Origin of the sequence: Sorangium sp. So ce327, from assembly GCF_051530205.1 — a bacterium.
GTDB lineage: Bacteria > Myxococcota_A > Polyangia > Polyangiales > Polyangiaceae > Sorangium > Sorangium cellulosum_B.
On sequence record NZ_CP150330.1, the window covers coordinates 8516023 to 8529714 of the forward strand.

General features: G+C 69.3%; 12 protein-coding genes. 3 read left to right on the forward strand and 9 right to left on the reverse strand.

The annotated features are described in order from the left end of the window. Window positions 1–33 precede the first annotated feature (33 nt). On the reverse strand, window positions 34–1458 hold the full coding sequence (locus tag WME95_RS31725; RefSeq protein WP_437903089.1) for a peptide MFS transporter: 1425 nt from the start codon (window positions 1456–1458) through the stop codon (window positions 34–36). 481 nt (window positions 1459–1939) lie between these two features. Between WME95_RS31725 and WME95_RS31730 the strand changes: the two genes are divergently transcribed. Both WME95_RS31730 and WME95_RS31735 read left to right on the forward strand, forming a co-directional pair. Continuing rightward, window positions 1940–3073: a hypothetical protein gene (locus WME95_RS31730; RefSeq protein WP_437903090.1), complete on the forward strand. Its 1134-nt coding sequence runs from the start codon at window positions 1940–1942 to the stop codon at window positions 3071–3073. A 243-nt stretch (window positions 3074–3316) separates the two neighbouring features. Further along, window positions 3317–4741, forward strand: a complete 1425-nt coding sequence (locus tag WME95_RS31735) for a proteinase inhibitor (RefSeq protein ID WP_437903091.1) — start codon at window positions 3317–3319, stop codon at window positions 4739–4741. A 46-nt stretch (window positions 4742–4787) separates the two neighbouring features. Here WME95_RS31735 and WME95_RS31740 read toward each other — a convergent pair whose 3' ends face one another. The 4 genes from WME95_RS31740 to WME95_RS31755 form a co-directional block, all read right to left on the reverse strand. Continuing rightward, on the reverse strand, window positions 4788–6548 hold the full coding sequence (locus WME95_RS31740) for a CotH kinase family protein (protein WP_437903092.1): 1761 nt from the start codon (window positions 6546–6548) through the stop codon (window positions 4788–4790). Between the two features lie 571 nt (window positions 6549–7119). Further along, entirely contained in the window at window positions 7120–7422 is a 303-nt protein-coding gene (locus WME95_RS31745; protein ID WP_437542578.1) for a hypothetical protein, read from the reverse strand. 191 nt (window positions 7423–7613) lie between these two features. Further along, entirely contained in the window at window positions 7614–9107 is a 1494-nt protein-coding gene (locus WME95_RS31750) for a hypothetical protein (protein WP_437903093.1), read from the reverse strand. Between the two features lie 8 nt (window positions 9108–9115). Further along, the gene (locus WME95_RS31755) at window positions 9116–10210 is read right to left on the reverse strand and encodes a multiheme c-type cytochrome (RefSeq protein WP_437903094.1); all 1095 of its coding nucleotides are present in this window, start codon (window positions 10208–10210) and stop codon (window positions 9116–9118) included. Between the two features lie 167 nt (window positions 10211–10377). Between WME95_RS31755 and WME95_RS31760 the strand changes: the two genes are divergently transcribed. Then, a complete protein-coding gene (locus WME95_RS31760) occupies window positions 10378–10869 on the forward strand; it encodes a DUF6368 family protein (protein ID WP_437903095.1) in 492 nt (163 codons plus the stop codon). A gap of 145 nt (window positions 10870–11014) precedes the next feature. Here WME95_RS31760 and WME95_RS31765 read toward each other — a convergent pair whose 3' ends face one another. The 4 genes from WME95_RS31765 to WME95_RS31780 form a co-directional block, all read right to left on the reverse strand. Next, the gene (locus tag WME95_RS31765) at window positions 11015–11326 is read right to left on the reverse strand and encodes a hypothetical protein (protein ID WP_437903096.1); all 312 of its coding nucleotides are present in this window, start codon (window positions 11324–11326) and stop codon (window positions 11015–11017) included. Window positions 11327–11457: 131 nt separating this feature from the next. Next, window positions 11458–12228, reverse strand: coding sequence for a hypothetical protein (locus WME95_RS31770; RefSeq protein WP_437903098.1), 771 nt, complete (start codon window positions 12226–12228; stop codon window positions 11458–11460). A 91-nt stretch (window positions 12229–12319) separates the two neighbouring features. Then, window positions 12320–12961 (reverse strand): hypothetical protein, encoded by a 642-nt coding sequence (locus tag WME95_RS31775; RefSeq protein WP_437903099.1) that lies wholly within the window; start codon window positions 12959–12961, stop codon window positions 12320–12322. A gap of 95 nt (window positions 12962–13056) precedes the next feature. Further along, window positions 13057–13581: an alpha-ketoglutarate-dependent dioxygenase AlkB gene (locus tag WME95_RS31780; RefSeq protein ID WP_437903100.1), complete on the reverse strand. Its 525-nt coding sequence runs from the start codon at window positions 13579–13581 to the stop codon at window positions 13057–13059. Window positions 13582–13692 lie beyond the last annotated feature (111 nt).

Consider the following 13692-nt stretch of genomic DNA (forward strand, 5'->3'; position numbering starts at 1 on the left):
GAGAGGGCGCGGCTGCGCCGGGCGCGGTGGGGATCAGTGCTGGCCGAGCACGCGGCGGAGCGGCTTGTTGAACGCGAACATCGCGGCGCCGGCGCCGAGGCCGAGGAGGGTGAGCATCAGGAAGAACATGTCCTTCGACCAGCGCTCGTAGAAGATGCCGATGTAGCCGCTCAGCGTGTTGCCGAGGAAGCTCGAGACGAACCACATGCCCATCATCATCGACACGATCCGCACCGGCGAGACCTTGGTCACGAGCGACAGGCCGATGGGCGACAGGTAGAGCTCGCCGATCGTGAGCAGCAGCGTGCAGAAGACCGGCCAGAACAGGCTGCCCTTGCCGTCGCCGACGGCCTGCGCGCCGACGATCATCACGATGAACGACAGCCCGAGGATGGTGCAGCCCAGGGCCATCTTCGAGACGCTCGTCGGCTCGGAGCCCCGCTTCGCCTGCCAGCGCCAGAAGACGTCGAGCAGGGGGGCGAACAGGATGATGCAGAGCGGGTTCACCGACTGGAACCACGTCGACGGGATCTGGAAGCCGAGGACGGTGGGCCACACCGTCTTCTCGTCGGCCCAGCTCTGCATCGTGTTGCCCTGCTGCTCGTAGACCGCCCAGAAGACGACGTTGAGGGCGCAGAGCGCCACGAGCGCGCCGACGCGCTGCCACTCGTCGCCGGAGAGCGGCTGCTTCTGCTCGCCGACGCCCTCCGCCGTCTTCATCAGGTTGTCCTTGGCGAGGTACTTCTGCCCCGCCAGGTAGACGATGAGCCCAAGGCACATCCCGACGCCCGCGGCGGCGAAGCCGTAGTGCCAGCCGTAGACGGCGGCCAGGGTGCCGCACACGAAGTTGCAGATGAAGGCGCCGAGGTTGATGCCCATGTAGAAGATGGTGAAGGCGCCGTCGCGGCGCGGATCACCCTTCGGGTACAGGCTGCCGACCTGGGTCGAGATGTTGGGCTTGAACGCGCCGTTGCCGAGGATGAGCAGGAGCAGCGCGATGAAGAACGAGTTCTCGAACGCCATCACGAAGTGTCCGATGGCCATCAAGACGCCGCCGATCACCACCGTCTTGCGCTGCCCCCACACCTTGTCGGCGAGGATGCCGCCGAAGAACGGCGTGAGGTACACGAGGCCCGTGTACAGCCCGTAGAGCATGGACGCCTGCTCGCCGGGCGCACTCGGGAGGAGTCCCTTGATGAACTGCCAGGCGAACACCGTGGTCGGATCACCGGCGACGAGATCGCATGGCTGCGCGTGCTGCCGGCACCCCTGGTAGGCCTCTCGCGCGGTGACGAACAGGTAGTTCGCCATATACAGCTTGAGCAGGCCGCGCATGCCGTAATAGGAAAAGCGCTCCCACATCTCCGCGAAGAAGAGGATCACGAGCCCCGGCGGGTGCTTGAAGCGCCTCTCGAAAGCGGTGACGGGGAGGGCCGGCTCGATTGCTTGCTCGCTCAATGCTGTCTTCTCCACGAGCTGGGACCACGCTGCGTGGTGGTCGGGCGATGCGGGGGATCGTGGGGCGCGCTGCCCCTCGGCACGGGGATGCTAGACGATCCGCGACGACCACGTCACCCCCTTGTTGCGCACAGCGTCGAGCCGGGTGAACAGGGTGTCCACGTAGGCGGCCCTTCGGCCACGGCCGGACGACAGGTGGGCGGGACGCTCCAGTCGGCGCTGCGCTGGGCGAAGCGGCCGCGGGCCGGCGAGCGGCCGCTGCCGCTGGCGGAGCGAGCGCCGGTGGTGGCGGACCAGCCTCCGCGCCGACGCCGCCGGCCGCCGCGGATGGACCGCATCAGCCCGCGCCGTCCTCGGTTGTGCCGGGAGCGTCCCCTTCGCCGCGGGCTCCGCCCTGGCCGCGCGAGGGCGCCCTCCCTCTGAAGGCGAGATCCGCAGTCGAGGCTTCCGGTGAGAGGCTGTCGGCCGCAGATGCTTTGTGATGCAACATCCCAAAACTCGCTATGTCCCGAGGGACAGCGCACGTTCGACGGGTCTCCTGTGGATTCTGCTTCTCCCTGCCTGCGCGGGCGTCGAGCCGTCGCCGCCGGAGGCGTGCTCTCCTGGCGAGGAGCGCTTTCGCGGGCGGTGCGTCCAGCCCGCCGCCCGCTACGAGCCTGAAGAGCGGGTTGACCGGGACAACGTCGTCGCCTTCGGCGCCGAGCTCACCCGGCTCGCGCTGCCGGAGCCGCCGCGCAGCGGCTTCAGGATCATCGCGCCGCCGCGGCTCATGGCGCCCGGCGAGGAGGCGACCTTCTGCGTGTCATGGCCTTTCCCCGCGATCGAGAGCACGACCGTCCACGCGGCGCGCGTCTACGCGACGGCCGGGCTGCATCACAGCAACGTGATCGCCAAGCCGGTCAATCCATCGTTCGGGCCGAACCCTTACCCGGGCTGCCATCCTGGCGCCGACGATCCCTTCGGTACGCTGCCGGCGGCCATCCCGGACGTGCTCTTCGCGAGCTCCACGCAGGTCGTCGGCGAGGAGACGCTCGTCTTCCCGGAGGGGATGGGCTTCACCCTCGAACCGTCCCGCGAGATCGCGACGAGCATCCACCTGCTCAACACGTCGCCCGAGCCCGCGGTCGTCGAGATCGCCTACGACTTCTTCACCATGCCTCTCTCGGAGCGGACGGAAGAGCTCGCGCCGTTCGTCTTGAGCGTCAACGACTTCCTCGTCCCGCCGCGCGCCACGCGGACCATCGGCACGACGTGCTCGACGTTCGGCGGGAACATCGTCTCTCTGATGCCCCACACGCACCGTTACGCCGATGCGTTCGACGTCGACGTCGTCCGCGCGGATGGGGGCGAGGCGCGCGTGTACGAGGGCGGGGCGTTCGATCTGGAGAGCGACATCGAGGTCTTCCGGCCGGCGCTCGCGCTCGGCGAAGGCGACTCCCTCCGGTACGCGTGCAGGTTCCGGAACACGTCGGACCACGATCTCACGTTCGGCTACGGGGACAACGAGATGTGCATGCTGTTCGGGTACATGTACCCGCCCGACAAGCAGCTGGCGGGGATCTCGCTGCGCGACGGGGAGCCGTGCATCTCGCTCGGCCTCGGCGCGCTCCGGTGAAGAGCTTCGTCGCCGCCTGATCCCCGCGGGCGCGGGCGAACGCCCCTGGACACGCCTCGGCCTCCTCCAAGCGAATTGCGCCATGAGCAAGAACGTATTCTTGCATACATACTTCTCACAAAAAGATTGGACGACAGTTGAACAACCATGAACAAACGGTATACAGACGGACGCTCGTCGGGAAGATTCGTGGGACAGATCACAATCAACGTCGTCTGAGAGCGACGTTCAGGAGATTCGACCGTGAAGCAAGAGCTCCTCCGTTCACCGCACGTGATGCTGGGCGCAGCGCTCCTCGTCTCGGCCCTGGGAGGGCTGGGCGCCTGCCAGGGGACCGAGGAAGACGCCGCATCGGGGGCCCCAGAGGCCGCCGGGTCGCCCGGTCGTTGCGTCTATACGAGCGCCTTCAGCCAGGCCGAGGAGTGCCGTGAGTACACGGGCGCAGGCTGGACCGCCGAGACCGCGGAGGCCGACTGCAAGGCGCTCCAGGGCTCCACGTTCACCGGGGGCGAGAGCTGCGTCTATCCAGAGACGCTCGGCCGATGCGTGCTCGGCAGCGGGACCGACGACGAGTACAGCCTCGTCCTCCCCGGCGGCGACACGAGCCAGTGCGCCTCGACCCAGCGCGGCTGCGAGATGTTCGGCGGCGGCCGGTTCGAGCCCGACGCCTGCGAGGGCGCGGCCGAGGAGCCCGGCGGCGGCGTGGGCACGGGCGGCGCCGTCTTCCAGTGGCCCGAGCAGGTCTGCGTCGACCCGATGGCCGGCGAGCCGGCAGGGCAGAGCGGCGGGAAGGTCTGCACGTTCGGCGCGATCTCGGGCTGCACCGAGCCGGGGCGCCTGTTCACCGACTACGCGTCGTGCGAGCCGGTCCTCACGCAGCGCCCGTACTGGCCGGCGCCCCCCTCCGATTACAAGACGCCGAGCGACGATCCACGCCTGTCCGATCCGCAATGGCTCGGCGAGCTCGCCTGGGTCACGGAGCAGACCGAGGCGTGCGGGTGCGTGTGCTGTCACTCGGAGAAGGCCGCGCCGGCCGCGGGGCCGTCGAACTGGTACATCGAGGCCGGACCTGTCTGGACCGACAGCTTCTATCCGACGGGCCTCGCGCTGGCGGCCGGCTGGGTCTCCTCGGCGGCGCTCGGCGCGTACCCGCAGGACCAGAACAACGGCTTCTCCCGTGACGTCAGCGGGCTGCCCTCCACGGACCCGGCGCGCATGGTCGCGTTCTTCGAGGGCGAGCTCCTGCGCCGCGGATTCACGAAGGAGGATTTCGCCGACGAGACCCCGTTCGGCGGGCCGCTCCATGAACAGAGCCTCTACGTGCCAGGCGACTGCGCGGCGGGGGAAGGCGTGGACGCCGCGGGCAAGATCACCTGGAGCGGCGGCGACGCCCGCTACGTCTACGTCCTGTCGGCGAACGCCGAGAACCCGGGCGCTCCGCCCAACCTCGACCTGCCCGAGGGGACGATCTGGCGGCTCGACGTGCCCTCGAGCGCCGCGCCCGTCAAGAGCGGGATCACCTACGGCGAGGTCCCACCGGGCACGAAGCAGGGCTATCCCGCCGAGGGGAGCCCCGAGGAGCTCGTCCCGGGCACGAAATACTACCTGTATGTCTGGGAGGACGTCGCCATCCCGATCACGCGGTGCCTGTTCGAGGCTTCGCCCTGAGAGGGAGCTCCACGGCGGAGCCCCCTCCCTCGGGGTTCAGCCGGCGTCAGTCCGCTGCTTTACCGCCGGCGCCGCCCGCACCGACAGGCGCTTCGCCGCCACCCGCTCCGGCGCCTGCGTCGCCGCCGCCCGCTCCGACGGGCGCTTCGCCACCGCCCGCTCCGACGCCGGCGTCTCCGCCGCCCGCTCCGACGCCGCCGCCGCACGCCTTGGGATAGTCGCAGTAGCCGCCGCAATCGACCAGGGGAGGAACGCAGAAGCCGCACTCCTGGGGAAAACCGCAGTAACCGCCGCAATCGATCTGGGGAGGCATGCAGAGCTGCGGCTGCTCGCGGTTCCTCTCCAGCTCCACCGGCAGGACCTCGAGCTGCTGGGTGAGCCAGGCGTCCAGCTCCTTGTATCGCTGCTCGTCGCCCGCGCGGAGCATGCCCTCGTCCGACAGCTGCTCGTAGAGACCCTTGAGCACCGCGTTCGGGTCCAGCGCCGCGAACTCCTCGATCACCTCCTCGCACGCCGCGATCGTGTCGGCCCAGCAGGCCGGCTCGCTCTGGCACCCGCGCGCCAGCGTGTTCGTGCCGGCCAGGGGCACCACCGGATACCAGCTCTGCCCCAGGCTGATGTCGACCGAGTACGGCAGGTACTGGAACAGACCATCGGCGCGCTCGACCAGCACGACGTTGTTGCTGTTGTGGAGCGCGTCGTCCCCGGTGGCGAGCACCCACGACAGGCACTGGAACCGGTGGAACGCCGGCCAGTCGATCCAGCCCTCGAGCGCGGCCTTGAAGCCCTCGCCAGCGGGCGTCGCGGCGATCAGCTCCTCGAGCTCCTTCGCGCGGGTGTTGTCACACTCCTTGAGCTGGCAGTTCTCTGGATCGTCGAAGGCGCTCCCGCCGAACGGCACCATGTCGATGGGGAGCGGGATCCCGCCGCCCCCCGGGACGTCGACGGCGAAGTCTCCGGCGAACTCCCACATGTTGGCGCAGCCGCCGCCGAACTTGCTCTCGAGGCGGGTGCAGAACGCCTTCTTGTAGCGCTCGACAACGATGTAGGGGATGGCCACCTCCGCGCCCCAGACGTTGCTCGACAGCCAGGCGTAGTTGGTCAGGGGAGCCGGGTAATCGAGGCGGGCATAGAGATCGAGCGTGAGGCGCTCACGGAAGATGCTGCCGACCTGGCCGTTGTTGAAGCGCACGTGCTCGAAGCCGCCGAGCCGTTGCTTCTCGACGAACTCGTCGGCGTCGATGTTGAGGTTGGGGATGGTTCGCTTCGTCCAGGGCCGCTGCGTCGACTGGCCAGCGACCCCCACCTGGACCTTGCCGTAGTCGGCCGTCTTGCCCTCGGCGCCGGCCGTCGTCACCCACAGATGATCGACGAAGGTCGTGTCCTCCCCGGTCGGTGAGTAGATGTCCCCGAATGCGTCCCTCTTGATGGGGCCCCCGATGCCGCCGAGCCCTTCGTTCATGGCCTCGAGCTGCTCTTCCGAGACGGCGAACCAGTAGCGGTTGCCGACGGTGCCGAAGACGTCGAGCGCGTGCTCGGCCACCTGGGTGTCCACGACCGGCGCCCCGGGGTACGGCGCGGGGGCGCCGCCGGCGCCCCCGCCACCACCGGCGCCGCCAGCGCCGCCGGCGCCGCCAGCGCCGCCCTCCCCGTTCGTGTAGTAGTAGTTGTAGATGTTGTCCGGCTTGTCAGCGCACCCCGCCGAGATGACGGCAGACGGGAGGGCAAGCAGGGCAAACAGCGAGAGGACTCGCGTGCGGGACGACCATGATCGAGCAGAGGAAGACGACGGCAGCTGATTGGACATGAAGCGCAACCTTTCCGCTTCACGCCCATTGCAAAGAACGTACCGTTCACGGCGAAATTGTAGCGCGTCGGTGTCGATGCCCTGGAGACAGGTCGGCCCTTGCGGGTCCGGCGGGTTTGTCGAGGAGCTCGCGCCGTCCGTGCCGCGGTGCGTGGACGCGCCGCCGGAGCCCCCTCATGACACGAGGGTCAGAGGCTGGCACACCTGTCGAGGAGCTTCGTCCTTGTGTGCCAACGCCGCAACGCAGCGTCGATCCATCGGGGCGAGGATCGCACCGGCGCTCCCACCGCGCGCCGGCGATGGGTCGTGCTCTCCGCCGCCCGCGGCCGCGCCGAGCTTCGCCCGTCCGTGAGCGCGCATGCAGACCCGCGGAAATCGGGCGCGAACTGGCTCCCGGAGGTGGCCGACCGGCAAGCACGCCGGCGTCGGCGTGACACCGGGAAGAAAGCCTTGGTAGCCACCTGAGCCACGGCCTCGTTGGGGGCGCCCGACGAGAGGCGTTCCAGATAATCCGCGCGTACCTCGACCACGAAATCGTCCTCGAAGATCCGATGGCCCCAGGTTCCCATTGCTACGTTATGCCCCGCTTCGTCTTGTCATGACGGTTCGACCATGCAGTTCCTTCCGTCGATGACAACCACGCCTGCCCTTCGCGCGTGAGCAGCCAAATTTCGTCGCGCGTTCGGCGGCGAAGCCATAGATCGAGGTGGTCGACGACACCGCCCCATAGAAACCATGCGGGCACGAACGCGACCACGGCCGCAACGGCCGACAAGGCCTCGATGCGCGAATAGAGACCCCCTCCAACGGCCCCTGCGGTGCCGCCTGCGAGCAGCGCGGAGATCAGAACCCGTACGGGCTTCGCGATCTTCACCGAGGCACTCCATTCATAGCCACCAGCACGACCACGTGACGCGCGGGGTCGTCGTTCCAGTATCGGTCGATGAAAGTCACACGGTTCGGTCCTGCGCGACAAGGTGCAAATGCTGTCCTGCGCCATCGGGTAGCCCGTCCAACTCCGGCAGCCGTCGTCGCCTTTCCAGCCGGTCGCGCGCGCTCTCCGCCTCACCGCGCCTTCTTCGCCTTCGTCGCGGGCAGCACGCGCGAGCTCGGCCGATACATCCCCGTCGTCGCGTCGTAGCGCCACGTGATCTCCACGGCGCGCTGCACCTCGCCCTCGGCGTCCTGGCGCCACGGCGTACCGCGGATCCCGAATCGGTCGAAGCGCGTCGAATGGAACTCCTCGACATCCTTGGCCCAGGGACCGTTCTCCGCGGCCCCTACAAGGAGCTCGGTGTACTCGCCGCTCGGCTTGACGCCGATGACCTGCCAGTCCGCGCTCTCGGCCCAGATGTCCGTCGACGTGTACTGTTCGTAGAAGAACAGGTGAAGCTCCTTGTTGCGCCTCACGATGCCCGTCGGCGCACCGTAGGTATGGATGGTGTCGACGATCTCGCCCTTGCGCAGGATGGCGAGGGCAGGCTGCCGCATGAAGAGCTCGCCGATCTCGACGTCTCCTATCGTGGATATCGGGGTGTAGAGTCCCTGGCGCTCGGGCTCCAGCGCGGTACCGTCCGAGCCCGACGCATAGCGGATGATCTCGAGCTCGAACGGATCTCCCGGCTGGTACGACATGGGGATGGGGCCGAGCGGCTCCGGCGACTGAAACGCCAGGGCGCGGAGGTTTGCGAACGGCTCGTAGCTCACCGGCTCCGGGATCTCCCGCCAGACCCACTCCTCGTCCGCCGGCGCCGGCGGGCGCGGCGCGTCCGCCGCCCGCGCGAAGAGCCGGATGCTGTCGATGGGCGCCGACGAGGCGCGGGGCAGCGCGGAGGTCGGCAGCGTGGCCTCGATGGTGAGCCTCCCGTCGCCGCCCTTCACCGCCGCCTTCGCGCCCTCGATCGGGCGTCCCTTCCCGTCCTCGCCGATCCCCGAGAGGCCGCCGCGATCCAGCCGGAAGAACCGCACGAAGCGCGCCTCGTAGCCGGCGATGAACGCGTCATGCCGGGCCAGCGTTTCCTGGCAGGCCTTCTGCACGTCGGCCGGGAGCGGCTCGCCGCCCATGTCGGTCTCGCAGTTGAGCGGCATCACCCCGCCACCGCGCTGGAAATAGCCGATGGGCGGCAGCTCCGGCGCGCCGAAGCCGAGGCCCAGCCAGATCCCGTCCCGTGATCCCTCGTCGAGCTCCGCCGCGAGGGTGACGCCCGCGCTGGAGAGCACCAGGGCGACGTGCGAAGGCGCATCCATCGCGCTGGTCGAGGGCGGCGGGAGCGCGCTTTCCCCTCGCGCGGGCCGCGCAGGACGTGGCGGCGGCGGGACCAGCGAGCCCCACTCCGCCACGTCGCCGTCGAGCACGAACCCTTCAGGCACGCGCGCCTGGGTCTTCACGCTGACGAGCGGCGAAGGCCCGGGCGCGGCCGCCGGGGGCGTGGCCACGACGGGGGGCTTCGGCAGCACGGCGATCTCGGCGCGCGCCGTCGCGGGAGGCGGCGCGGGCCGGCAAGCAGCAGCGAAGAAAGGCGCAAGCAGCAGGAGGGCGGTAAGGCGACGGGTTCGCATGGCGGCGCTCATGGTACCGGAGCGGGCGCTGGTCGGCCGATGATGACCGGGCGCGCGCCCAGCGTGCCCGCGGCGAGGACCACCTCGTCCGCGGCCGGGTCGACGCCGAAGGCCGCGCCCATCGCGGCGCCCATGCGCTGATAGACCACCTCCCAGCGCACCGCGAGCCCGTCGATGACGGCCGGGAACACGAGCCGCAGGACGCGCGGCGCCCCCGAGGCGGGAAGGCGCGTATCACCGGCCGGGACGCGCTCGATGCCTCCTTCGACCGGGCGCACGGAGAACCTCCGCTCGAGGATCACAGGCGCGGCGGCGGCCACGATCGCGCCCTTCGTATCGACGGCCGAGGCGCGGACCTCGAGCCGGCGGAACATATCGCCCGTGGGGACGGCGTGCCCCGCCGCGACCACGCGCGCGCTCACCTCGATGGCGTTCGCGCCGCTCCGCGACGCTCTCGCGTCGATCGCGGAGCGGAGCACAGCCGGATCCCCGACCACGGAGAAGCGATGATCGCGGTGCGGTCTCCCGGCGATGCCCTGAGCGAGCGGCATGTGGCAATCGCGGCAGGGTCGCTCCGCGAAGCGCCCGGAGCGGTGCTCGGCCACGGTGTCCTGCATGGGCACGCCGGGCGCTCGCGGAAAATCGAACTGATGGCAGCGGGCGCAGCCCTCGTCGGTCGAGAGCCGCGCGTCGCCGCGGACCGCGTGCGCGCCGCCGCGCGCGACCCGGCCGCGCGCGGAGACGACCTCGCCGGCCACGAGATGGCAGGTGACGCACCCCACGCCCACCGCTTGCGCGTCCGCGCCGGGGTGGTGGGCCGGATCGGCCTCGGGCGCATGGCAGCCACGGCAGAAGGGCAGCGGCTCGATCGCGTAGGACCTCTGGAAGACGCGATCCGTGAACGCCTGCCGGTGCAGCGAGGCGCGCCACTCGGCCGCGATGTCCTCGTGGCAGGCCTCGCAACGCTGGTTCTCGATGCGCGCCGAGAAGCCCTGCGGTCTCCCCTGCGGCGCGGGTCCCGGCAGCGGCGGCAGCGCATCGCCGCGCACGCCGGCCGCGGGCGCGAACAGCAGCGCGGCGAGCGCCACGACGGCGGCGCCCACGATACGAGGTGTCCTCCATTCACCGGAGGCCGTCCGGCGCCACCTGCCCATGTTCGGCCAAGATAGCACTCCTCAGGACGACGGACGAAGTCTAGAAGCTCGGCGGAGGCGACGCCTCGGTGGACCGCCATGGTTCGAGAGCGTACGCTCGAGGAATGGCGGGTCCCGTGGCGTCCGTGTTGCTGCCGTCGACGATGAGCGTGGAGCGAGTCGCCGCGCTTCGACGTGGAATTTCGCGCATCGCCGATAAGGTCCGTGAAGACGACTTCTGGGTTGACCGACGCCGGTTCATCCTGACCGTCGGGCCCGAATATCCCGAGGCCATATCCGAGGTCCTCGAGGCGGGCCTCCCGGAGGTGCTCGGATGGTCGCCAGAAGACGTCGTTTCATTCGCCGCGATGTGCAACGACGACCAGGACCATCGGTTGCTTGCCAGGTTGTGCATCGACCTGGCCGAGGCGGAAGGTGGAATCATCGATTTCGGTGGGCGGCTGGCGATCAGTCCACAGCTGGACGGCCTTGAAGACGACAAGCCCGTCAGGGTCGAGAATCCAGGTGGGGTCACGGGCGTGCTGTTCGTTACGGCGCGCTCCCACTACGGAGACGCCGCGCTCGCGCGCTCCTGGCTACGGCACGCGAGCTTCCGGATGGTGAAGTAGATGCAACTCGGATCGGTCCAACGACTGGTTAAACTGCTTGATTCAGGTCGTCGCCACGAGCAATTCCTCTGAATTGTTCGGCGGACGAAGGTCGTGTTCCATCGTCAGCTCCCCTTCGTCGACGACAATGGCGAGCGCCGTCTCATCAGCCGAAGTCAACTTCACAGGACGTTGCGTCCAACGCCTGCAGCGCCCGAAGCACGCCGTCGATCCTCTCGACCATGAAAGCGTCGTTCGCCGCCGCCCACGCCCGCAAAATCTCGAGCTCCGCGACGATGTCCGGGAGATCGTCGGGGGAGACCGTGGAGAGCGCCCCGTCGTGGAAGTGCGAGACGTATCGCAGGCCGAGATGCGCGCACGCGGGCAGCCAGCGACGCTTGAAGTAGTCGCTCGTGGCGATGGGCACGACGTCGAAGGCGCCGCTGTCATGGTGCTTGATGCCCAGCGAGACCGTCATGCTGCTCCTTCGCGCAACGGTACGCAGATCCTCGCTGCCGCGCAACGCCCCCCACTCGGCCCGCCGAACGGGCGGACCTGCCGCGGACGGCAGAGCCCGACCCTCGGCAGCAGCCGTGAGTCCGGCTCAGCCTATTCCTTCCCCAGCAGCAGATCGATCACCCAGCAGCCGCGGACGTGCGGCCCGTCGCCACGGCAGTGGCCGAGCACGTCGGCGTCCTCGCACCCGGCCTCCCGCAGGGCGTCGGCCAGGATCGGCATCGGCCCGAAAACGCGGCTCTCGTACATCTGCCGGGCCAGCCCGACGGCGGTCGAGGTCTGCCAGCGCGGGTCGAATGCCACCGCGCGGAACAGGTTGCCAAAGATGTCGCGGAGCACGCCGGCCTGAGCGAGCTCTTCCGCGGCGCTGCTGGCGCTGAATGAAGCATCCCCAGACGCGGCGCCAGGATTGGCAATGGCAGCAGCTGCCAGAGGCGCGTTGGACGAGGCGTAGTACGCCGCCTTCGGAGCCTGTGGTCGAACCACCTGAGAGCTCAGGGCCAGCGCGTCGTGCCTGGGCTGGAGCGAGATACGTTCGGCCCCATGGGACGCCCGCCACCTACCCTCCAGAGAGTCGAGCGCCTGCCGGACCAGAGCCTCGGCGGCCTGAAGCTCCTCCAGCGTGGCCAGGCCATCGGCGTGACGGCTCGCTGTTTCCACTGCCGCTTCTGCGAGCTCATCGGGGAGCAGGGCGCGCACGCGGTAGTAACATTCGCAGGCGAACAGCCGCATCTTGCGGTCACTCCCCCTGCACGCCGGAAACGTCTTGATGTCCACGACCCGCAGCTCTTTCGGACCGAGTCCGAGCAAGAAGCGGAGCATGGGGTTGGTCCGAGTACACACCAGCCATTCCGTCTCGGTCATCTGGCAACCTCCGTCCGGCATCTTCCCCGACGCGACAACGAACATCCCTCGCACTCCACGGACCTGACGGGTCTGGGAAGGGCTCGCGAAACTATCCGGTGGCTTCCCGCGGCGCAGGATGCCCTGTGGCCGCAAGCGCCGCAGCTGCCGCGAGCTTGTGGATAGCCTGCCAAGGCGGCCCGATCGATCGGCCCATCGCATACAGAAGATCGTTCACGTCGTCGCCGCCGAGCGCCGTTGCAGCGTCGTGAAACACGCGCTCGCGGTCATACCAGCGCACGGACCAGCCGCGCGCCTCGGCTGCGGCCGCGAGGGCCTGACGATACATGACGGAGTCGGCGAAGGTCTGCGCGCGATTGTCGGCGATCCGCTCCTCGGTCGTAGGCGGGAGCTCGGGGCACACGCGGATCGCGATGCTCGCGATCGGCACGGGCACCGCCGCGGCCAGCGCCTCGAGGCCCTCGCGCGCGCCGCGCGCGGCGGACGCTCGCACGCGCTCGACGAGCGCGACGGCGTCGGCGAGCGAGAGCGCTCGCGCTCCCGGCGTGTCGAGGTAGCGGCCCACCGCCCACGACCCTTCGTGGTGATGCGGGTGCGTCGGCAAGCCATCGGTGAGGTCGATGCGCCGGCGATCGAGGAGCTCGCCGCCGGGCGCGAGAGTGACGAGCACTGCCGAGTTGCCGTGCTCGGCGACCCCGACGGTCGCGGTTCGCTGCGTTCGTCCTCTCGTCACCTCTCCCTCCTTCGGAGGCGCGCCCCCGCGGCTGACGCCGTCGCTCACTCTCGTCCGGGTAACGGCCACGAGCTTACCAGGGAAGCTCGCCACGTTCACCGAGACAGGAAGCGGAATGTGAGGCTGATCCGCGGGCCCGCGGCTTCGACGGCGAGGACCGCGTGTTGCCAGCCCTCCTGAACGCTGGCGCGCATGATCAGGAGCGAGCCGGGCGCCAGGGCCATGTCGTGCCTCTCGTCCCGGCGAAGGCTCCGACGGAAGGTGAGGACGCGAGGCGCGCCCAGCGACAGGATCGAGGTCGTCGTTCCAGCCACGACGCCGGCGCTGGAATCCGAGTGAAAACCCATCTTCGCCGTCCCGCCGGCGTAGAGGTTGGCGAGGCAGTTGTTGATCGGATGCCCCACCACGCCGGCGAGGCGGGCCGCGAGGTCCTGTACGAAGGGCGGCATCTCGCAGTCCGGGTAAGAGATGCCTGAGTAGTTGTACGCCACCCCGCACGAGGCGGTTCGACGTGAATGCATCCGGTCGTCCCACGAGAGATTCCGCTCCGCCATGTCGAACATGGCCGCGGGCTCCGCGACGAATCCCTCCAGGTACTGAACGTTCAGGTCTTCCGGCATGAGTCGCTGCGATCGATAGAGTACAGAAGTGGTCCTTGCCCGTCCAATGGCCTTCGGCTCGCGACGGCGCTGCCCAGGGCCGTCTGGTTGGTCCAGTCGGACGAACCGAGG